This window comes from Massilia sp. BGA-UO-ETr-WB1 (genome assembly GCF_059567845.1).
The window spans coordinates 462,176-482,977 of record NZ_JCAQOT010000026.1 but is presented as its reverse complement, the minus strand read 5'-3'; the positions used below and the strand labels follow the sequence as shown (position 1 = coordinate 482,977).

The 20,802-nt window shown below is 64.1% G+C and carries 12 protein-coding genes; 9 read left to right on the top strand and 3 right to left on the bottom strand.

What is annotated here, in order from left to right:
• Window positions 1-114: 114 nt before the first annotated feature.
• From AC56DV_RS24600 to AC56DV_RS24590, 3 genes are all read right to left on the bottom strand, one after another.
• Window positions 115-2,934 (bottom strand): TonB-dependent receptor, encoded by a 2,820-nt coding sequence (locus AC56DV_RS24600; protein ID WP_496316841.1) that lies wholly within the window; start codon window positions 2,932-2,934, stop codon window positions 115-117.
• A 289-nt stretch (window positions 2,935-3,223) separates the two neighbouring features.
• Window positions 3,224-5,998 (bottom strand): TonB-dependent receptor, encoded by a 2,775-nt coding sequence (locus AC56DV_RS24595; RefSeq protein WP_496316840.1) that lies wholly within the window; start codon window positions 5,996-5,998, stop codon window positions 3,224-3,226.
• A 424-nt stretch (window positions 5,999-6,422) separates the two neighbouring features.
• Entirely contained in the window at window positions 6,423-9,203 is a 2,781-nt protein-coding gene (locus tag AC56DV_RS24590; RefSeq protein ID WP_496316839.1) for a TonB-dependent receptor, read from the bottom strand.
• Window positions 9,204-9,615: 412 nt separating this feature from the next.
• Here AC56DV_RS24590 and AC56DV_RS24585 point away from each other — a divergent pair, with 412 nt between their 5' ends.
• The 9 genes from AC56DV_RS24585 to nusA all read left to right on the top strand — a co-directional run bounded on the left by AC56DV_RS24585 (window position 9,616) and on the right by nusA (window position 20,770).
• Complete coding sequence (locus AC56DV_RS24585) at window positions 9,616-10,554, top strand: ABC transporter permease (RefSeq protein WP_496316838.1); 939 nt, start codon at window positions 9,616-9,618, stop codon at window positions 10,552-10,554.
• A gap of 10 nt (window positions 10,555-10,564) precedes the next feature.
• On the top strand, window positions 10,565-11,590 hold the full coding sequence (locus AC56DV_RS24580; RefSeq protein ID WP_496316837.1) for an ABC transporter permease: 1,026 nt from the start codon (window positions 10,565-10,567) through the stop codon (window positions 11,588-11,590).
• On the top strand, window positions 11,590-13,281 hold the full coding sequence (locus tag AC56DV_RS24575; protein WP_496316836.1) for an ABC transporter ATP-binding protein: 1,692 nt from the start codon (window positions 11,590-11,592) through the stop codon (window positions 13,279-13,281). The genes AC56DV_RS24580 and AC56DV_RS24575 overlap by 1 nt, the downstream gene beginning before the upstream one ends.
• A 12-nt stretch (window positions 13,282-13,293) precedes the next feature.
• Window positions 13,294-14,271 carry a VTT domain-containing protein gene (locus tag AC56DV_RS24570; RefSeq protein ID WP_496316835.1) on the top strand — a complete coding sequence of 326 codons (978 nt, stop codon included), beginning with the start codon at window positions 13,294-13,296 and terminating at the stop codon, window positions 14,269-14,271.
• 198 nt (window positions 14,272-14,469) lie between these two features.
• On the top strand, window positions 14,470-15,501 hold the full coding sequence (locus AC56DV_RS24565; RefSeq protein ID WP_496316834.1) for a glucokinase: 1,032 nt from the start codon (window positions 14,470-14,472) through the stop codon (window positions 15,499-15,501).
• A 157-nt stretch (window positions 15,502-15,658) separates the two neighbouring features.
• The gene (gene scpB / locus AC56DV_RS24560) at window positions 15,659-16,378 is read left to right on the top strand and encodes an SMC-Scp complex subunit ScpB (protein ID WP_496316833.1); all 720 of its coding nucleotides are present in this window, start codon (window positions 15,659-15,661) and stop codon (window positions 16,376-16,378) included.
• Window positions 16,365-18,488, top strand: coding sequence for a pseudouridine synthase (locus tag AC56DV_RS24555; protein ID WP_496316832.1), 2,124 nt, complete (start codon window positions 16,365-16,367; stop codon window positions 18,486-18,488). Before scpB ends, AC56DV_RS24555 begins: the two co-directional genes overlap by 14 nt.
• Window positions 18,489-18,719: 231 nt before the next feature.
• The gene (gene rimP / locus AC56DV_RS24550) at window positions 18,720-19,208 is read left to right on the top strand and encodes a ribosome maturation factor RimP (RefSeq protein ID WP_056399542.1); all 489 of its coding nucleotides are present in this window, start codon (window positions 18,720-18,722) and stop codon (window positions 19,206-19,208) included.
• Window positions 19,205-20,770: a transcription termination factor NusA gene (nusA, locus tag AC56DV_RS24545; protein WP_056399544.1), complete on the top strand. Its 1,566-nt coding sequence runs from the start codon at window positions 19,205-19,207 to the stop codon at window positions 20,768-20,770. The genes rimP and nusA overlap by 4 nt, the downstream gene beginning before the upstream one ends.
• Window positions 20,771-20,802 lie beyond the last annotated feature (32 nt).

Here is a 20,802-nt window from a genome sequence, read left to right as displayed (position 1 = left end):
AATCAGCCTGTGCAATAACGATGTTTTATGCAGAAAAACAAAAAGGGCGATGATCGCTCATCGCCCTTAGCCCGAAGTTAGCGGGTTTTTTCCGTCAGATGACGGATTTTCAGCTTAGAACTTGTAAGAACCGCTGACGTAGAACTGGCGTCCGAGGGCGCTCGAGTACGACGGGTTGTAGCCGACCTGGTGCGAACCGGTGTTGCGCAGCGTGAACGGCGGGGTGCGGTCGAACAGGTTGATGATGCCGGCGGTGAGCTCCACGTTCTTCAGCGGGCGGTAGGCCGACTGCAGGTCGAAGGTGGTGTAGCTCGGCACTTCCAGGGTGATGCCGTAGCACTCGCCCGGCGAACCGGCCACGATGACGGCGCAGTCGTCTTCCGTCTGCGGCTTGTCGGTGTAGCCGTTGCGGTAGTTGGCCGCCAGCGTGTGGGTGAACTTGGCCGTCTCGAAGGAGGTGGTGGCGCGGATCACGTGGCGGAAGCTGACCTTGTCGTTCGAGCCGTAACGGTTCAGGCTGGTCTCCCACTGGTCGTCGGTGCCCGGCGTGGTGTAGCGCGACTTGAGCAGCCAGGTGCCGGCCAGGCGGCTGGTCAGGCGGCCCTCGGCCAGCTTGATCTTGTGGGTCAGGTCGTAGTCGACGCCCTGGTTTTCCACCTTGCCGATGTTAATCGGCAGCAGCTTGATGGCCAGCACGTCCTTGCCGGTCGAGCTGATGTGCTTGGTGGTAAACAGCGAAGCGTACTTGGCCGGGTTGGCGAAGATCAGGCCTTCGGAAACCGAGGTCACCTGGTCGCGGATCTCGACGTTCCACAGGTCCAGCGCCAGCGACAGGCTGTCGATCGGCTCGAACACCATGCCCACGCTCCACTGCTTGGACTTCTCCGGCTTCAGGTCCGGGTTGCCGCCCTGGAAGGCTTCAAACTGCTGGCGCTGCACGCCGTTGCAGTAGGAGGCCAGCGGGTGGCCGCCCATGCCGTTGGCGGCGGTCAGCGGGCACTGGTAGTTGCCGCCGGTGACGCCCCAGTCTTCCAGCGGGCCGGCGATTTCCGTCATGCTGGCGGCGCGGAAGCCGGTGCCTGCCGCGGCGCGCAGCAGCAGGTTCTTGGCGGCCGAGTACTTGGTGCTCACTTTCCAGGTGGCCGCGTTTTCCTTGCTGCCCACTTCCTTGCCGGTGAGGTTGTTGTCGATGGCGCCGATCTGGTCGTAGCGCACCGAAGCGGTCGCTTCCAGTTTCTTGGTGAACGGCATCACCAGCTCGGCGTAGGCGCCGGCGTTGTTGCGCTCGTAGTTGCTGTCGACCTGGGCGTTGTCGAACAGGATCCGGGCCTGCTTGGCGACGTCGGCCTGGTCGATGCGGAAGGCGGTGTTGCGGAAGTCCGCGCCCACGCCCAGCTGGGCGGCGCCGCCGGCCAGCTTGAACACTTCGCGCGAGGCGCGCGCGTCCACGCCCTTCATTTCCACGGTCTGCGTGTTGTAGGTGCCGGAGAAGCCGGTGCCCAGCAGCGTGTCGCGCATGCCGTGCGGCATGTCGCCCTGGGCGTAGCCGAACGGGTCGATGGTGCCCGCGTCCAGCGCGGCCTGGAACTTGTCGGACAGCGGGAAGCCGCCCACGTACTTCTGGGTCTGCTTGTTCTTCGAGTAGGTAACCGCCGAGTTGACGTCCCAGCCGAAGGCCTGGCCGTCCACGCCCGCCACCAGGTGGGTGGCCTTGGTGCCGTAGTCGTAGGTGCGGTTGCCCATCTCATACAGGCGGTACTTGGCCACCACCGAGGTGGCGCCGGCGTCCTGCGCCGCGCTCAGGTAGGGCTGGATGTACTTGTTGTACAGCGCCGAACCCTTGGTGATGGAGAAATCGGCCGGGTAGGGCGCGATGCTGGCGACGATTTTCGCTTCGGTGTAGGCGAAGTCGAAGAAGCCCTTGAAACCGGTGTTGCCCAGCTTCAGGCTGCCCGAGCTGAAGATCGAGTCGCGCTGCGATTCCGGGTTGATCTCGATGGTGGACGGCGAATCGTAGAAGCAGTTGCCGTCGCCGTAGAAGTCCAGGTTGCCGGCCGCGCACTTGCCGCCGTGCGACAGCGCGTACGGGTTCAGGTTGACGTTCTTCTCCACCGTCTTGCCGGTGGCCGGGTCGATGGTGTCGTAGCTGACGGTGGCGTTGGCCGGCAGCGCGCGCGAGGAGCCGTTGATGAACTGCAGCGCCTTGCCGGTTTTCGGGTCGGTGAAGTTGACGATGCCGGTGCGCGCGAAGGAGCGCTGCGACGCTTTCAGCTGCTTCTGCTGGTCGTGGCTGGCCGAGACGAACACGCTGTAGCCGTCGTCCTCGTAGTCGCCGAAGCCCTTGCTGATGCTGATGGAATTGCTCTGGCCGCCGGACTTCTGGGGGCTGTTGAACTTGGCGTTCACTTCCCACGGGGAAGCGCCTTTTTTCAGGATGAAGTTGACCACGCCGGCGATGGCGTCGGCGCCGTACAGGGCCGAGGCGCCGTCGGTCAGCACTTCCACGCGCTCGATGGCCGACAGCGGGATCGAGTTCAGGTCAATGGTGGTACCGGAATTGGCCGGCGCCACGCGGCGGCCGTTCAGCAGCACCAGCGTGTAGGCTGCGCCGATGTCGTGGATGGAGGCGGTGGTGATGCCGCCGCCGCCGCCGCCGACCGAGTCGCCGGCCACGGAGAAGCCCTGCATGGCGGGCAGCTGCTGGATGAAGTCGGTGACCGTGCTGACGCCGGTCTTCTTGATGTCCTTCTGGCTGAAGCTCTGCACCGGCAGCGAGGCTTCGGAGGCGATGCGCTTGATGCTGGAACCGGTGATTTCCACGCGCTGCATGGACTCGGTTGCTGCTTCCTGGGCTGCGGCGGCGTGCATGCCCAGTGCCAGGCCGCCCGCGAACATCACGCGCAGGGAGCGGGACAGTACTGTTTCTTTGATCATTACTTTGATGCTTTCTTTTGATGCGATGGGGAGGGAATCAACTTGCTGCTTACTTGCTGCTTACTTGCTGCTTTTGCAGGTTCCTGTAATTCTCACTAAAAATCACAGGGGCAGTATGAAACCATTGATTGCGCAACCTTGTCAATTTTTGTTCGGGTTTAATGCGGAAAATGGAGTATTTCTGCTAACTCGATACGGTTTTGACAAAACTATCTGTATAGACTTATCAAAAGAAAAAGGGCGGTGCTTGCGCACCGCCCTTCAGGCGTTCCTGGTAAAAGCTAAGCGATTAGAAGAACTTGTAGTTCACGCCCACTTTGACGTAGCGGCCGATGGCGCCCGAAGCGTCCATCGGGTTGTAGCTCAGGCCGCCGTAGGTCAGCGGATCCAGCGGCGCGATCTTGTCGAGCACGTTGTTCATCGACGCGAACAAGGTCAGCTGTTTGCTGAAGTTGTAGCGGGTCGACAGGTCCAGCGTGGTGAACGACGGGATTTCGCAGTTGGTGGTGCCAGGCTGGCCGTTGGCCAGGTTGGAGGCGCAGGTGTTGCCTTCGAACAGGATGTTCTTCATCTTGGCGCGATAGTTCACGATGCCGTTGAAGTTCCAGTCGCCCAGGTCCCAGGTGCCGGTCAGGTTGATCTTGTCCTTCGGCGTGCCGGCGCAGTTCGAGGTGTCGCAGTTGCCGTGGGTGCCGGCGAACTGGTACACGGTGGTGGCCGACTCGTGGCGCTTCCAGGATGCCACGTGGGTCCAGGTCAGGCCGATCTGGGCCTTGCCCCAGGCGCCCAGGCGCAGGCGCTGCTTGATGTCCACGTCCACGCCGCTGATCTCGGTGAAGCTCGAATTGCGGTACGGGGCCTGGGTCAGCACCAGGGTGCCCGAGTTCGGGATCACGACGCCGCCCTGGACCAGGTTGTTGTCGTTACGGATGGCGGTCGGCAAGGCGGCCGCTTCGTTGTACGGCAGCGGGTTGATCTCGTCGGAGCGCTTGATCTTCCAGCCGTCCACGGTGATGGCGGTATCGGCCAGCACGTCCCATACCAGGCCGACGGTCATGCCCTTGGAGGTTTCAGGACGCAGGTTGGGGTCGCCCACCTTCACAGCCGCGACAGGAATGGCGCAGTCGGTCGAGGTGGCGCCGCCCAGGGCCGGCTTGCCGCCAGGGCAGCGGATCGGATCGGCCACGGTGGAGGTGCCGGTCGACTGCGACGATGCGCTGCCTTCGGCCGGGCCCGGGGCGCGGAAGCCTTCGGTGTAGGTGCCGCGCAGGGCGAAGCTCTTCATCGGGGTCCACTTGATGCCGGCTTTCGGCGTGGTCGAATTGAAGTTGTCGTACTTGTCGTAACGCACGGCGGCGCTCAGCTCGACGTTCTTGATCACCGGCGCCAGGATCTCGGCGTAGATCGCCGATACCTTGGTGTCGCCGAAAGCGGCCACGTAGCTGGCGTTGATCGAGCCGTCCTGCGAACCCGACAGCGACGGGTTCGACAGTTTTTCCTGGCGGTGCTCGGCGCCGATCGCCAGGCCCATGTTGCCGCCCGGCAGAGCCCACAGCTCACGCGAGGCCTTGAAGTCGATCACGTCCAGCTTGGTGGTCGAATCGGAGGTGGCGTTCGTGACCATGGCCGCGTACAGCGAGGCCGGGTTCTTGTTCGCCTGCGCGCCGATGTAGTACGGGAAGTACTTCGAGGTTGGATCGCTCAGTGCAGCCACCAACACCTTCATGTTCAGCATATTGCTGTAGTCCAGGTGCAGCTTGGACTCGGAGTGGGTGTAGCCGGTGTCGTAGTCCCAGCCCATGGCCGAACCCTTCACGCCCACCACGAAGCGCGAGAACTCGTTGTTGGCGCTGCGGGTGCTCGGGCCGACGTCGAAGGCGGTGTAGCGGATGCGGGCCGGCGCGCCGTACGGGTTCTGCGGGTGGCTGGCAGCCATGATGTTCAGGTTGCCGAAGTTGATGAAGCCCTGCGGATTGGCGGCGTTGCGCGGGAAGGCCACAGTCGGGGTGACGGTGGGCGGGATCATCATGAACGAGGTGTCGCGCTTGGAGTAGCCCGCTTCCACGTAGGCCTGCATGTTGTCGTTGACCTGCCAGGTGCCGCGCGAGTACAGGTTGACCGACTCGATCTCCGGCTGCATGTCGCGGAACTGGTCGTGGTGCCACAGGCAGCCGCCGTTGGCGCCGGTCTGGTCGACGGTCTTGCTCAGCGAGGAGCAGCCCGGCAGGCTGGTGTAGGCGGTGGTGGCCGGGTTGCGGATCGAACCGGCCGGGCCCGCGTTGGCATTGTTCAGGCCGGCGATATAGCCGCCCGCGAACTGGGTGCCGACCGGGAAGCCGTATGGACGCAGGTCGCCGTGGCCGATATGGCCGCGCGAGGCGCGGTCGCTGTTTTTCAGGCTGTCCGAATGCATGTACTCGGCATTCAGCACGAAGTTGTACTTGTCTTCGTCCAGGTTGCCCTTGCCGAACGAGATCGACGCCTTGTTCTGCTTGGCGTCGCTGTAGCGCGAAGCGCCGGTGTCGGCCTTCACTTGCAGGCCTTCGAAGTCCTTGCGCAGGATGATGTTGACCACGCCGGCGATGGCGTCGGCGCCGTAGGTCGACGAAGCGCCGTCCTTCAGGATCTCGATGCGCTCGACGATCTGCATCGGCACGGTGGACAGGTCGGTGAAGCTTTTCTGGCCGTCGTCGGCGCGGGCGAACGGCGCCATGCGGCGGCCGTTCAGCAGCACCAGGGTGGAAGTCGCGCCCAGGCCGCGCAGCGAGATGGCGGTGGAGCCGGCGGCGAAGCCGTTGCCGAAGCCGGTCGGCAGCGAACCGGCGCCGTCCACGGTCAGGGTCTGCAGGTATTCGGCCACGGTGGCCTTGCCCGACTTGAGCAGCTCTTCGCGGCCGATCAGCTGGATCGGCGAGGCGGTTTCCGCGGTGGCACGCTTGATGCTTGAACCGGTAATTTCAACGCGCTGGACATTCGCGCCGGCATCTTGTGCCATCGCCGGTGCCGCCAGCAGACCTGCTGCAACCACGCTGCCCGAGAATATCAGGCGCACGGAACGTGCCATAACTGTTTCCATCATCATGCTAAAAACCTCCAACTAGTGTAGTGATAAACGAAGCGACTGCACTGACTTTTTGTTACCCGCATCTTCTGCAAAGTCTGCCCGTTCCCAGTTGAGCAAACGTCTAGGCATTTGCTCAAGTCTTCGATGGAACCACCCGGCGGCGCCCTGTCAAGGCGGACGCGGCTGCGGGGGATGGACCAAAAGTCGCGTTCGCCCCGGCAAAGTGCTCAAACGTGGTGCTAAATCGCGCCAATGTCACGCTACGGAAGCGATCGGCCCGAAACGGAAGTGTGAATGTGGCTTTACGGCAAGTTTACGGTTTCGTGGATTTTTGTTAGTTTTTGACCACATATGAAAACAGCGGACGTAAAAAGGGCGGTGATCGCTCACCGCCCTTTCGGGTTCCTGCCTTCAGCTTGTTACATTAGTTGAAGGTGTAGGTCGCGCCGACTTTGAAATAGCGGCCGATGGCGCCGGAAGCGTCCATCGGGTTGAAGCTCATGCCGCCGTAGGTCAGCGGGTCCAGCGGCGCGATCTTGTCGAGCACGTTGGCCACCGACGCAGTCAGCTGCAGGTTCTTGCTGAAGTTGTAGCGGGTCGACAGGTCCATGGTGGTGAACGAAGCCAGCTTGCAGCCGTTAGGGGCGGCGCGGCCGTCGGCAAACTTGGAGGCGCAGATGTCGCCTTCGTATTTGATGTTCTTCATGCTGTCGCGGTAGTTCACGTTGGACGCGAAGTTCCAGGCGCCGATGTCCCACGAAGCGGACAGGGTGGCCTTGTTCTTCGGCGTGCCGGCGCAGTTCGAGGTGTCGCAGTTGCCGTGGGTGCCAGCGAACTGGTACTGCACGGTGTCGGACTCGGCGCGCAGCCAGGACGAGATGTGGGTCAGGTTCAGGCCGATGACAGCCTTGCCCCAGGCGCCCAGGCGCAGGCGCTGCTTGACGTCCAGATCCACGCCGGTCACTTCGGTGTAGCTCGAGTTGCGGTAGGCGCCCGACACCACCAGCAGCGAGCCGGAGTTCGGGATCACCTGGCCGGCGGCGTTGCGCAGGTTGTTGTCGTTGCGCACGGCGGTCGGCGATTGCGCCGCTTCGGCGTAGGACACCGGGTTGATCTCGTTGGAACGCTTGATCTTGAACGCGTCGATGGCGATGCTGTTGCCTTCGAACGGATCCCATACCATGCCCAGGGTGTAGCCCTTGGATTCCTCAGGCTGCAGGTTCGGGTTGCCGACCTTGATCGAGCTGACGGTGATCGAGCAGTCGGTCAGGGAAGCGCCGGCCGCCGGCGTGCCGCCAGGGCAACGGATCGGGTCGCGCACCGGGGCGCTGCCGACTGCCTGGCTCCGGGTGTTCGACTCGGCCGCGCTCGGTGCGCGGAAGCCTTCGGTGTAAGTGCCGCGTACCGCGAAGTTCTTGGCCGGGGTCCATTTCGCGCCCAGTTTCGGGGTGGTCGAATTGAACTGGTCGTAGTGGTCGTAGCGCAGGGCAGCGGTCAGTTCCACGGTCTTCAGCACCGGCGCCAGCACCTCGGCGTAGATCGCCGACACGTTGGTCTTGCCGAATGCGGCGGTGTAGCTGGAGTTGATCGAACCGTCGGACGTGCCCGACAGGGACGGGTTGCTCAGCGTTTCGCGGCGGTGCTCGCCGCCGATGGCCAGGCCCATGTTGCCGCCGGGCAGAGCCCACAGTTCGCGGCTGGCCTTGAAGTCGGCGATCATCAGCTTGGTGCTGGAATCGGAGGTGGCGTTGGTCACCAGGGCCGAGTACAGCGAAGCCGGGTTCTTGCCGGCTTGCGCGCCGATGTAGTACGGGAACAGCTTGGAGGTCGGATCGCCCAGCGCGGACTGCAGCGCCTTCATGTTGAACAGGTTGCTCCAGTCCAGGTTCAGCTTGGACTGCGAGAAGGTGAAGCCGGTCTCATAGTCCCAGCCCTTGACGGTGCCTTTCAGGCCGGCCACGAAGCGGGTGAACTCGTTGGTGTTCTTGCGGGTGCTTGGGCCCACGTCGAAGGCCGAGTAGCGCACGCGCACCGGCACGCCGTACGGGTTCTGCGGGTGGCTGGCGGCCATCAGGATGGTGTTGCCGTAGTTGATCAGCTGGTTGGCGCCGCCGTTCGCGCCCGGGAACACCACGGTCGACGAGGTGGCCGACGGGGTCAGCGTGAAGGCGGTGTCGCGCTCCGAGTAGCCGGCTTCGAAGAAGGCCTGGTGGTCGGCGTTGATCTGGAAGGTGCCGCGCGAGTACAGGTTGATCGATTCGATCTCCGGGTTCATCGAGCGGAACTTGTCCTGGTGCCACAGGCAGCCGCCGTTCGGGTCTTGCGGCGCCGAGGAAGAGAACTGGTCGCAGCCCGGCAGCGACACGTACTGGCCGGTTTTCGGGTTCAGCAGCGCGCCGGTAGGCGAAGGCGAGGCGGCGCCGTTGGTGATGTAGCCGCCGGCGTACTGGGTGCCGATGCCGTAGCCCCATGGGCGGATGTCGCCGTGGCCGATCCAGGCGCGGCTGCCGCGGTCGGATGCCTGCAGGCCGTCGGTCTTGCTGTATTCGGCGTTGAAGACGATGTTGTACTTGTCGTCGTCCAGGTTGCCCTTGCCGGCGGTGACCGAGACCTTGTTCTGCTTGGCGTCGGAGTAGCGCGAAGCGCCGGTGTCGCCCTTGATCTGCAGGCCTTCGAAGTCCTTCTTCAGGATGATGTTGACCACGCCGGCGATGGCGTCGGCGCCGTACAGGGAGGAAGCACCGTCCTTCAGCACTTCGATGCGCTCGACGATCTGCATCGGGATGGTGGACAGGTCGGTGAAGCTCTTCTGGCCGTCATCGGCACGGGCGAACGGGGCCATGCGGCGGCCGTTCAGCAGTACCAGGGTGGAAGTCGCGCCCAGGCCGCGCAGCGAAATGCCGGTGGCGCCTGCGGCGAAACCGGAACCGAAGCCGGTCGGCAGGGAGCCGGCGCCGTCTGCGGACAGGGTCTGCAGGTACTCGGCCACGGTGGCCTTGCCCGACTTCATCATGTCGTCGCTGGTCAGGACCTGGATCGGCGACGCGGTTTCCGCGGTCGCGCGTTTGATGCTCGAGCCCGTGATTTCCACGCGCTGGATGTTAGCGTCTTGTGCAAAAGCCTGTTGGGCCATCAAGCCCGCCGCCACCACGCTGCCCGAGAAGATCAGGCGCACCGAGCGGGATAAAACCGTTTCCATCATCATTACAAACAACTCCCAAGAAAAGTATCGTCTGGCGGCATCCAAAGGCGTAGCCAAGCTGAGCCGCATTCGGGGTCAGACCCCGAATGCGGCTCAGCTCGCTAGAAGGATTAGTTGCGCACCAACAATTCTCTCCAAAAATCACATATTGTTTTCGGAGAGGGTTCGCATCAGAACACTGCGGGCCAAGAATTGTCAATGAAAAGCGCGCCTGGTGATGCGCGAAAACAACAGTGCTTTTCTTTCCTCATAAGTAAGATGTTGCACTGCGTTTTGCTATGGAAAGTAAGAAAAAACGTTGTTTTAAAGAATGTTAATATTGCATTGCAGCATATTTTTTTCTTGCGCGTTGGGCCGGGGTAAGGAAGATGGTGGGGGAGCGGGTGCTCCTATAACTCTAAGGAATACCTGATTAATGCTTGCCTATATTCTGCGCCGCCTGTGGCAGATGCTGCCCACCATGCTGGGCGTGGTGCTGCTGGTGTTTATTCTTTTCAACTGGGTGGGCGGCGATCCGGCCTATATCCTGGCGGGCAAGATGTCCAGCGCCGAGAGCATCGCCAACATCCGCCGCCAGCTGGGCGTGGACCAGCCGTACTACGTCCAGCTCGGCATCTTCCTGAAGCAGATCGTCACCTTCGACTTCGGCCAGAGCTGGGCCACCGGCGAGACCGTGTCCAGCATCATCACCACGCGGCTGGGGCCGTCGCTGACGGTGCTGGTGCCGCTGACCATCCTGGAAACGCTGATCGGCATCGCGCTGGCGCTGGTGGTCGCCTTCGTGCGCGGCTCGCTGCTGGACCGCGCGGTGATGATCGCCTGCACCATCGGCATGTCGATCTCCATCCTGGTCTACATCATCGTGTTCCAGTACGGCTTCGCCTACCAGATGGGGCTGTTCCCGGTGCAGGGCTGGGGCAATAGCTTCTGGGAAAACCTGCTGCGCTATTCCACCTTGCCCATCCTGATCGGGCTGGCGGTGACCATCGCGCCCACCCTGCGGCTGTACCGCACCTTCGTGCTCGACGAGGTCAACCAGGACTATGTGCGCACCGCGCGCGCCAAGGGCCTGGGGGAGGGGCGCGTGATGTGGGTGCACGTGCTGCGCAACGCCGCCATCCCCATCATCACGCACGTGATGGCCAACCTGCCCGCGCTGCTGATCGGGGCCTTCCTGCTGGAGCGCTTTTTCGGCATCCCGGGCATCGGGCGCGAAGTGATCCTGGCGGTGGAGCGCAGCGACTTCCCGGTCATCAAAGCCATTACCGTGTACGTGGCCGCCGCCACCATGGTGTTCAACCTGCTGACCGACCTGCTGTACCAGGCAGTCGATCCGCGCGTGCAATTGAAATAGGGAAGTGCAGATGCAGAATACACACGCCGCGCCCGGACTCTGGACGCTAGCCTGGCGCCGCTTGCGCGCCGACCGCGTGGCCATGGTCGCCCTTGCCGTCGTCGGCGCCTTCATGCTGCTGCTGGCGCTGTCGGCCAGCGGACTGATCGTCTCCGACTGGGAGGAGGAGGTGGGGATCAATTACGCGCCGCCGGCCTTTGCTGCCGGCCCGGCCGGCCCGGCCGGCGCGGCGCATCCGGCCGGCGCTGCCGCGCGCCAGGCGCCGCCGCCGGCCAACGAATTCGACCCGCTGGCCGACGACCTGCAAGCCCTGCGCGCCGAACTGCCCGCCGCCGCGCTGGCGCCCCCTGAACGCCAGGCCACGCTGCCTTTCGGCGCCGACAAATGGGGCCACGACGTCATCAAGAAAACCATCAAGGGCGGCGAAACCTCCATCGTGGTGGGCCTGGTGGCGGCGCTGGTCGCGGTGGCGCTGGGCACGCTGTTCGGCGCCGTGTCCGGTTTCTACGGCGGCCTGGTGGACGACTTCTTCAACTGGTTCTACAGCATCTTCACCTCCATCCCGTCCATCCTGATGATACTCACGGTGGCCGCCGTGCTGCAGCAGAAGGGCGTGATGACCATCGTGCTGATCCTCGGCCTGACCGGCTGGACCGGCCCCTACCGGCTGATCCGCGCCGAATACATCAAGCACAAGGCGCGCGAATACGTGATGGCGGCCGACGCCATCGGCGCCTCCAGCTGGCGCAAGATGTTCTCGCACATCTTCCCCAACGTCAGCCACGTGGCGCTGGTGCAGCTGTCCATCCTGGTGGTGGGCTTCATCAAGGCCGAAGTCATCCTCAGCTTCCTCGGCTTCGGCGTGCCGGTGGGCGTGGTCAGCTGGGGTTCCATGCTGAACGAGGCGCAGAACGAACTCATCCTCGGCAAATGGTGGCAGCTGACGGCGGCCGCCACCGCGATGGCGCTGCTGGTCACCGCCTTCTCCCTGTTCACCGACGCGCTGCGCGACGCCCTCGATCCGAAAGTGAAGTGATGGACAACACCAATTTGCTGGAAGTGCGCGACCTGCGCGTCCGCTTCCGCACCGGCAAGAGCGGCACCTTCGAGGCCGTGAAAGGCATCGGCTTCGGCGTGCCGCGCAACAGCACCGTGGCGCTGGTGGGCGAATCCGGCAGCGGCAAGTCGGTCAGCTCGCTGGCCGTGATGGGCCTGCTGCCGCCGGACACCACCCTGATCGACCCGGCCAGCAGCATCCTGTTCCAGGGGCGCGACGTGCTCAAGCTCGGCGTGGCCGAGCGGCGCCGCATGTGCGGCAAGGATATCTCGATGATCTTCCAGGAGCCGATGTCGTCGCTGAACCCGGTGTTCACGGTGGGCTACCAGATCGGCGAAGTGCTGCGCCAGCACATGGGCATGAACCAGAAGCAGGCGCGGGTGCGGACGCTGGCGCTGCTGGACGAGGTGGGCATTCCCGATCCGGCGCAGAAGATCGACGCCTATCCCAGCCAGATGTCCGGCGGCCAGCAGCAGCGCGTGATGATCGCCATGGCCATCGCCTGCGAGCCGCAACTGCTGATCGCCGACGAGCCCACCACCGCGCTGGACGTCACCATCCAGAAGCAGATCATGGAGCTGATCGCCAGCCTGCAGCAAAAGCGCCAGATGTCGGTGCTGTTCATCACGCACGACCTGGGGCTGGTGGGCGAAATCGCCGACCATGTGATCGTGATGCGCCACGGCGAAGTGCGCGAAGCGGGCCCGGCGCGCCGGATCTTCGGCGACCCGCAGGACAGCTACACCAAGGCGCTGCTGCATTGCCGCCCGCCGCTGGATGCGCGCCCGTGGCGCCTGCCGGTCATCGATGATTACATGGATGGCAAGGCCGGCGCGGGCGTCGAACTGAAGCAGCGCGCGCGCGGCACCGCGCCGGACGACGAGCACGTGCTGGTGGTGGACAATCTCAGCAAGAGCTTCTACCTGCGCGAAGGCCTGTTCGGCAAGCGCGAGTTCAAGGCGGTCAAGGGCGTGTCGTTCAAGCTGCCGCGCGGCAAAACGCTGGGCGTGGTGGGCGAATCCGGTTCCGGCAAGACCACGGTCGGGCTGACCCTGCTGCGCCTGCACCAGGCCACCGGCGGCACTGCCATGTTCGAAGGCAAGGACCTGATCTCCATGCCGGCCAGGGAGTACATGGCCTACAAGCGCCGCATCCAGATCATTTTCCAGAACCCGTACGCGTCGCTGAACCCGCGCTTCACGGTGGGGCAGATCCTGCTCGAGCCGATGAAGCTGCACAATATCGGCGCCAGCGAACGCGAGCGCGTGGAGGCGGCCTACCAGCTGCTGGAGAAAGTGGGCCTGCCGGCGCAAGCCTTCCACCGCTACCCGCACGAGTTTTCCGGCGGCCAGCGGCAGCGCATCGCCATCGCGCGCTGCCTGACGATGAAGCCGGAAATCCTGGTGTGCGACGAATCGGTGTCGGCGCTGGACGTGTCGGTGCAGGCGCAAGTGCTGAACCTGCTGCAGGATTTGCAGGACGAGTTCGGCCTGTCCTATATCTTCATTTCGCACGATTTGTCGGTGGTGAAGTACATCGCCGACCAGGTGATGGTGATGCACAAGGGCGAAGTGGTGGAGCTGGCCGACTCGGACGAGCTGTACCGTAATCCGGCCCATCCCTATACCCGCGCGCTGCTTGGGGCGATCCCGCGCCACGATTTCGGATAAGATAGCGGCATCATGGCGAACTTACTCTCATTGCTGCAGGAATACGGTGTGTTCATCGTGTTTGCGATCGTGCTGATCGAACAGATGGGTTTGCCCATCCCCGCGTTTCCGCTGCTGATCGTCTCCGGCGCGCTGGCCGCGAACGGCGAGCTGCACTGGGGCGGCGTGCTGGCCGCGGCGCTGCTGGCCTGCTCGGTGAGCGACTTTTTCTGGTTCCGCGCCGGGCGGCGCTATGGCAAGCGCATCCTGAAACTGCTGTGCCGCATTTCGTTGTCGCCGGACTACTGCGTCAGCCAGACCGAGGACAATTTCCGCCGCTGGGGGCCGAAGTCGCTGCTGGTCGCCAAGTTCATTCCAGGTTTTAACACCATCGCGCCGCCGATGTCGGGCGCCATGGGCACGTCGTATCCGCGTTTCCTGGGCTTCAGCGTGCCGGGCGGGCTGATCTGGTGCGGCACCGGCATCGGCATCGGCGCCTATTTCCACCAGAGCATCGACGACGTGCTGGACATCCTGTCCACCATGGGCGGCACCGCGCTGACCGTGCTGGGCGCCTTGCTGGTGCTGTTCATCCTGTACAAATACGTGGAGCGCAAGCGCTTCCAGCAGGCCGTGCAGATGGAGCGCATCACCGTCGACGAGCTGAAGCAGCTGCTGATGGACGGCCACGCGCCGGTGATGGTGGACGCCCGCAGCGCCACGGCGCAGATGCTGGAGCCGGCCGTGCCGGGCGCGCTGCTGGTCAATGGCGATCCGCTGGGCGTGATCGCCGCGCTGCCGAAGGACCGCCACATCATCGTCTACTGCAGTTGCCCGAACGACGTGACGGCCGCCCATGTGGCCAAGCAGATGCATGCGCGCGGCTACAGCTATGCGCGGCCGCTGCACGGCGGGCTCGATGCGTGGAACACCGCATTCGCCCACGAGCTGCGCCGCCCGCGCGATGGGGAGGATTCCGCCGACTCCGCCGTCACTGCCTCCCACGGCTGAGCAGGCCCCGCACCGTCAAAAACCCCGGCTTCGGCCGGGGTTTTTTGCTTTTGCGGGGTAGTCATACTACGGTTGATTTATTGCGAAGCGTTAGTTTTTGTACCAAGTGCGTCTGAAAATGTACCAAAACTACAAAGAGGGCTTGCGCGGGAGTTGAGATTTCCATTAAGCTAAGGCCTCAACTATTTTTTTGCCATCATGACTGTCCAGCCTACTTCCCCTCAACATTCCGGCTTCCCCGGCGGCCCGCGTTTATTGGCGGACGTGGGCGGCACCAATGCCCGTTTTGCACTGGAAGTGGCTCCTGGCAGCGTCGCCCACATCAACGTGCTGGCCTGTGCGGACTATCCGTCGCTGGCCGACGCGCTGCGCGCCTACCTGGCGCTGCCCGAGGTGGCTGCCGTGGTGGCAGCGGCCGGCGGCGCCGGCATCCGCCACGGCGCCATCGCCATCGCCAACCCGGTGACGGGCGATTTCGTGCGCATGACCAATCACCATTGGGCGTTCTCGATCGAGGCGCTGCGCACCGGCTGCGGCTTCGAGGTGCTGGCGGTGGTGAACGACTTCACGGCCCTGGCCAGCTCGCTGCCTTTCCTGTCGGATGAGCAGAAGCGCCAGGTGGGCGGCGGCACGGCGCAAGCCGGCGCGCCGCTGGGCCTGATCGGCGCCGGCACCGGCCTCGGCGTCTCGGGGCTGATCCCCGCCAAGGACGGCGGCTGGACCGCGCTGCTGAGCGAGGGCGGCCATGTCAGCTTCTCGCCGGTCAATCCGACCGAAGTCGCGATCCTGCAATACGCGTGGACCGAGTTCGAGCATGTGTCGGCCGAGCGCCTGATGTCCGGCGTGGGCATCGAACTGATCTACCGCGCGCTGCGCCACCATCGCGGCCTGGCCGCCGAGCCGCTGGCGGTGCCGGAAATCGTGCGCCGCGCGCTGGACGGCGAATGCGCGCTGTGCGACGACGCGGTGGAAGCGTTCTGCTGCATGCTGGGCACCGTGGCCGGCAACCTGGGCGTTACCCTGGGCGCGCAGGGCGGCATATATATAGGCGGCGGCATCGTGCCGCGCCTGGGCGCGCGCTTCGACCGTTCCGGTTTCCGCGCGCGCTACGAGCAGAAGGGCCGCTTCGCGCAGTACCTGGCGCGCATCCCCACGTTCGTCATCACGGCGGAATACCCGGCCTTCGTTGGTGTTTCGGCAATATTAAATGAACGACTTGCCTCGGCGTAATTCTTATTCCGCTTGACTGGACAAATTATCCGTTTCGTAGTTTTATCAGGTACAATTGCCGCAGTTGGACCTGACACCTCCATCCCCATCGGTACTGCCCCTGCCCAGCGCGCATAGGCCGGGCGCACCTTGCATTTATTGCAAACACAAGATAGCTATGAATACAGTTGAGGCGAAAAAAGTCCTCGAAACCGCTTTGCTATGCGCGCATGAGCCTCTGTCGATTCACAGTTTGAAAAAGCTGTTTGTCGAACTGGACGATCAGGGCCGGCCACGCAACGACGGCCTGGGCACCGATACGATCAAGGAAATACTGGAAGAATTAAGGCAGGACTGGGACGGCCGTGGCATCGAGGTCGTCAGTCTGGCCAGCGGCTGGCGTTTTCAGAGCCGGCCCGAGATGAAGCTGTATCTCGACCGCCTGAGCCCGGAAAAGCCGCAGAAGTACTCGCGCGCGACGCTGGAAACGCTGGCCATCATTGCCTACCGCCAGCCTGTGACGCGCGGCGATATCGAGGAGATTCGCGGCGTGGCCGTGAATTCGCAGACGATCAAGATGCTGGAAGACCGCGGCTGGGTCGACGTGGTCGGCTACCGTGACGTGCTGGGACGGCCAGCCCTGCTGGGCACCACCAAGCACTTTTTGGATGATTTGGGACTCAATTCGCTGTCCCAGCTGCCGCCTTTGCAGCAAATCAGCGACATGCGGGGTGGCGCGCCAGACATGGAAGCGCTGGAAGCAGCCCTGCAGGAGAACTTTGACAAAGCGGCGCAACACGCCGCGCCGCCCATCAATGAGGCACCGGCTCACGCCCTTGCGCCAGAAACGACGGTTGATGCTGAGCCCAACCAAGAAATGAATAATGAACAACACTGATACCCCAGAGACTGTCGCCGGCGCACCCGCCGCCGACGCGGCTGCCAAGCCTAAGCGCCGCACCAAAGCCCAGATCGAAGCCGACAACGCCGCGCAAGCCGCCGGCGAGACTGCGAAACCGAAACGCAAAACCAAGGCCGACGCCGCCGGCGACGCCGCTGCGCCGGCCGCCGGCGACGCCGCCGCGCCCGTGAAGAAGCCGCGCGCCAAGCCGGTCAAAGCCGCCGCTGAAGGCGCCGATGCCGGCGCTTCCGCCGCCGCTCCGGCTGCCGCCCCGGCCGCCTCCGGCGAAGCAGCCCCGGCCAAGGCGCCGCGCGCCAAAAAGCCGAAAGCCGACGCGCCAGCCGCCGCTTCCGCTGAAGCAGCCGCGCAAGCCGCATCCGGCGACGCTCCGGCCGCCGACGCCGCGCAGGGCAAGCATGACAAGTCCGACCGCCGTCCACGCGGTCCGCGCCAGATGCGCGAACTGCGCGCCGTGCGCGAAGCCAGCCGTCCGGCGCCAGCCCCGGCTGCTGCCGGTGCTGCTGGTACCGAAAGTGCCGAAGGCGCCGCAGCCGCGGCCCCGCAGGCAGGCACCGCTGAAGGCGAGGGCGCAGCCCCGGCCGCAGCAGGCCAAGGCCAGCGCCACGAGCGCGGTCCGCGCAACGAAGGCCGCAACAAGAACAAGAAGAAGGGCAAGCAGCGCGGCCAGGGTGCGCAAGCCGGCCAGGCTGGCGCCAAGCTGAGCGACGCCGACGCCGCTTTCGCCTACGCCACCTCCGACGCCTTCGACCGCGAAGACGGCAAAGGCCGCGCGCCAGCCAAGGCGGTGCGCCGCGACCTGACCGCCGACGACGACGCGCCGAAGCTGCACAAAGTGCTGGCCGAGGCAGGCCTGGGCTCGCGCCGCGACATGGAAGACCTGATCGTTGCCGGCCGCGTGTCGGTGAACGGCGAGCCGGCCCACATCGGCCAGCGCATCCTGCCGACCGACGCGGTGCGCATCAACGGCAAGCTGATCCAGCGCAAGGTGAGCAAGAAGCCGCCGCGCGTGCTGGTGTACCACAAGCCGGCCGGCGAAATCGTGTCGCACGACGATCCGGACGGCCGTCCGTCGGTGTTCGACCGCCTGCCGACCATGAAGGCCGGCAAATGGCTGGCCATCGGCCGCCTGGACTTCAACACCGAAGGCCTGCTGCTGTTTACCACCTCCGGCGACCTGGCTAACCGCCTGATGCACCCGCGCTACAACATCGACCGCGAATACGCGGTGCGTACGCTGGGCACGCTGGAAGAGGGCATGCGCCAGAAGCTGCTGGCCGGCGTGGAGCTGGAAGACGGCATGGCCAACTTCTCCAAGATCGCCGACGGTGGCGGCGAGGGCATCAACCGCTGGTACCGCGTGGTGATCAGCGAGGGCCGCAACCGCGAGGTGCGCCGCATGTTCGAAGCCATCGGCCTGACCGTGTCGCGCCTGATCCGTACCCGCTACGGCGCGATGACCTTGCCAAGCGACCTGAAACGCGGCCGCTGGGAAGAAATGGAAGAAAACACCGTGCGCGACCTGCTGGCCGCGTACGGCGTGGAGAAAAAGCAGCCGGGCGAGCAGGGTGCGCAAGGCGGCCAGGGCGGGCAAAAGCGTCCGCAAGGCGCGCAGGGCGGCCGTGGCCAGGGTCAAGGCCAGGGGCCGGCGCAGGCCCAGGGCGGCCAGCGCGGCAACCCGAAGCCGCGCCGCGACCGCGACGAGCACGATGACGGCGAGCCGAACGGCAACCGCATGGACGTCAGCAACAAGAACGCCGATCCGTTCCCGCAAGCACCACGCGGCCAGGGCCGTGGCCAGGGCGCCTATTTCGGCGCCGGCCAGGGCGGCGGTTTCGGCCGTCCGGGTGGCGGTTCGGGCCGTCCAGGCTCCGGCCGTCCGGGCGGCGCGGGCGGCGCGCAGGGCGGTCTGGGCCGTGGCCAGGGCGGCCAGGCCGCCGGTGGCGGCAAGGGGCCGAAAGGCCCGCGCCAGCCGGATCCGCTGCAAACCACCTTCGGCTTCGGCAACGCCGGCGGCCCGCGCCGCGGCAACCAGCAGCCGCGCGGCGGCGCTTCCGACCACGGCATGCCGCGCCGCCGCAAGGGTTGATGCAACAAAACCCGGCCTGCCGGCCGGGTTTTTTGGCGGATTTGATTGTTGTTTGCGCGTCCACTGTGGTATGTGGCATTGCAGCGAAGTCAATTGGCGGTTATAATGACCAGCCTAGAAAAGTGATACGCAGGTTTTAACGCTGAGTGTGCTTTCATCTGGATTGGAATACAAGAAGATGGGCAATTGCCCATTTTTTTTTTGGTGAACCGTTTTTAGCGGAGAATTTTTTTGCAACTGCCGGAACTAATTGAAAAGACCGTCGCCGGTCTGGGCTACGAGCTGGTTGATGTCGAACGGGCCGAGCGCGGACTGCTGCGCGTCTATATCGATTTCAGCGCGGCGGATGCGGCCGAAAAAGGCCCGATCACGGTTGAAGACTGCGCCACGGTCAGCCACCAGCTGAGCCATGTGCTGACGGTCGAAAACGTCAACTACGAGCGGCTGGAGATTTCGTCGCCCGGCCTGGATCGGCCGCTGCGCAAACTGGAAGATTTCACCCGTTTCGCAGGTTGCGAAGCCATCGTCAAGCTGAAGGTCGCCATGCCAGGCACTTCCAACCGCAAGTCCTTCGAGGGCGTGCTGCAGGAACCGCAGGGCGATCAGCTGGCGTTGGAGTTTGAAGGTAAAGATGGTCCGGCGCTGTTGGAGTTTACGCTCGCCGATATGGATAAGGCACGCTTGGTGCCGCAGGTGGATTTTAAGGGACGCAAAGCATGAGTCGCGAAGTTTTGTTATTGGTGGACGCGCTGGCGCGTGAAAAAAACGTCGACAAGGACGTGGTCTTTGGTGCGCTGGAGTTCGCGCTGGCGCAAGCCACGAAGAAGCGCTACGAAGGCGAGGTCGACATCCGCGTTTCGATCGACCGCGATTCGGGTGAGTTCGAATCCTTCCGCCGCTGGCACGTGGTGCCCGACGAAGCGGGCCTGCAGCTGCCTGACCAGGAAGTGCTGCTGTTCGAAGCAAAAGAACAGATCCCCGACATCGAAGTGGACGACCACATCGAAGAGCCGATCGAATCGGTTGAATTCGGCCGCCGCTTCGCGCAGGACACCAAGCAAGTGGTGCTGCAGCGCGTGCGCGATGCCGAGCGCGAACAGATCCTGGCCGACTTCCTGGAGCGCGGCGACTCGCTCGTGACCGGCACCATCAAGCGCATGGAGCGCGGCGACGCCATCGTGGAATCGGGCAAGATCGAAGCGCGCCTGCCGCGCGACCAGATGATCCCGAAGGAAAATCTGCGCATCGGCGACCGCGTGCGTGCCTTCATCCTGCGCGTGGACCGCAATATGCGCGGCCCGCAGGTGATCCTGTCGCGTACCGCTCCCGACTTCATCATGAAGCTGTTCGAGCTGGAAGTGCCGGAAATCGAGCAGGGCATGCTGGAAATTAAATCCGCCGCCCGCGACGCCGGCGTGCGCGCCAAGATCGCCGTCTACACGGCCGACAAGCGCATCGACCCGATCGGCACCTGCGTCGGCATGCGCGGTTCGCGCGTGCAAGCTGTTACCGGCGAGCTGGGCGGCGAGCGCGTGGACATCGTGCTGTGGTCGGAAGATCCGGCCCAGTTCGTCATCGGCGCGCTGGCCCCGGCCAACGTCTCGTCGATCATGGTCGACGAAGAGAAGCACGCCATGGACGTGGTGGTGGACGAGGAAAACCTGGCCATCGCCATCGGCCGCTCGGGCCAGAACGTGCGCCTGGCCGCCGAACTGACCGGCTGGAAGATCAACATCATGACGGCCGAAGAATCGGCCGACAAGGCAGCCCAGGAAACCGCCGCGATCCGCGCGCTGTTCATGGAAAAACTGGACGTCGACCAGGAAGTGGCCGACATCCTGGTGGAAGAGGGCTTTGCCAGCCTGGAAGAAATTGCTTACGTGCCGATCTCCGAAATGCTGGAAATCGATGCGTTCGACGAAGATACCGTCAATGAATTGCGGACCCGCGCACGCGATGCGCTGGTGACCGAGGCGATCGCCTCGGAAGAAGGTCTGGAAGGCATGGACGAGGCATTGGTTGGTCTGGAAGGCATGGACCGTATCACCGCCGGCAAGCTGGGTCTGGCTGGTATCAAGACTGTGGAAGCTTTTGCCGCACTGGCTTACGACGAATTTGGCGCCATTTTGGCCCTGTCCGCCGACCGTGCCCGTGCACTGATTGCAAGTGAATTTGAAGATGTGACCGACGATGAGATGAAGTTGGTTGACTCGAAGTACGACGACCGCGCCAAGGCCCTGCAAGCCAAAGCCTGGTCGGCGGCCGAATCCGCAAAGGCATAATTTGAGTATCTTTATCATCTCCGCGACACATA

What these genes read in the sequence shown, in the direction of transcription:
- AC56DV_RS24600 (WP_496316841.1), bottom strand. Translation starts at nt 2,934, where the DNA reads ATGATCAAAGAAACAGTACTGTCCCGCTCCCTGCGCGTGATGTTCGCG.
- AC56DV_RS24595 (WP_496316840.1), bottom strand. Translation starts at nt 5,998, where the DNA reads ATGGCACGTTCCGTGCGCCTGATATTCTCGGGCAGCGTGGTTGCAGCA.
- AC56DV_RS24590 (WP_496316839.1), bottom strand. Translation starts at nt 9,203, where the DNA reads ATGATGATGGAAACGGTTTTATCCCGCTCGGTGCGCCTGATCTTCTCG.
- AC56DV_RS24585 (WP_496316838.1), top strand. Translation starts at nt 9,616, where the DNA reads ATGCTTGCCTATATTCTGCGCCGCCTGTGGCAGATGCTGCCCACCATG.
- AC56DV_RS24580 (WP_496316837.1), top strand. Translation starts at nt 10,565, where the DNA reads ATGCAGAATACACACGCCGCGCCCGGACTCTGGACGCTAGCCTGGCGC.
- AC56DV_RS24575 (WP_496316836.1), top strand. Translation starts at nt 11,590, where the DNA reads ATGGACAACACCAATTTGCTGGAAGTGCGCGACCTGCGCGTCCGCTTC.
- AC56DV_RS24570 (WP_496316835.1), top strand. Translation starts at nt 13,294, where the DNA reads ATGGCGAACTTACTCTCATTGCTGCAGGAATACGGTGTGTTCATCGTG.
- AC56DV_RS24565 (WP_496316834.1), top strand. Translation starts at nt 14,470, where the DNA reads ATGACTGTCCAGCCTACTTCCCCTCAACATTCCGGCTTCCCCGGCGGC.
- scpB (WP_496316833.1), top strand. Translation starts at nt 15,659, where the DNA reads ATGAATACAGTTGAGGCGAAAAAAGTCCTCGAAACCGCTTTGCTATGC.
- AC56DV_RS24555 (WP_496316832.1), top strand. Translation starts at nt 16,365, where the DNA reads ATGAACAACACTGATACCCCAGAGACTGTCGCCGGCGCACCCGCCGCC.
- nusA (WP_056399544.1), top strand. Translation starts at nt 19,205, where the DNA reads ATGAGTCGCGAAGTTTTGTTATTGGTGGACGCGCTGGCGCGTGAAAAA.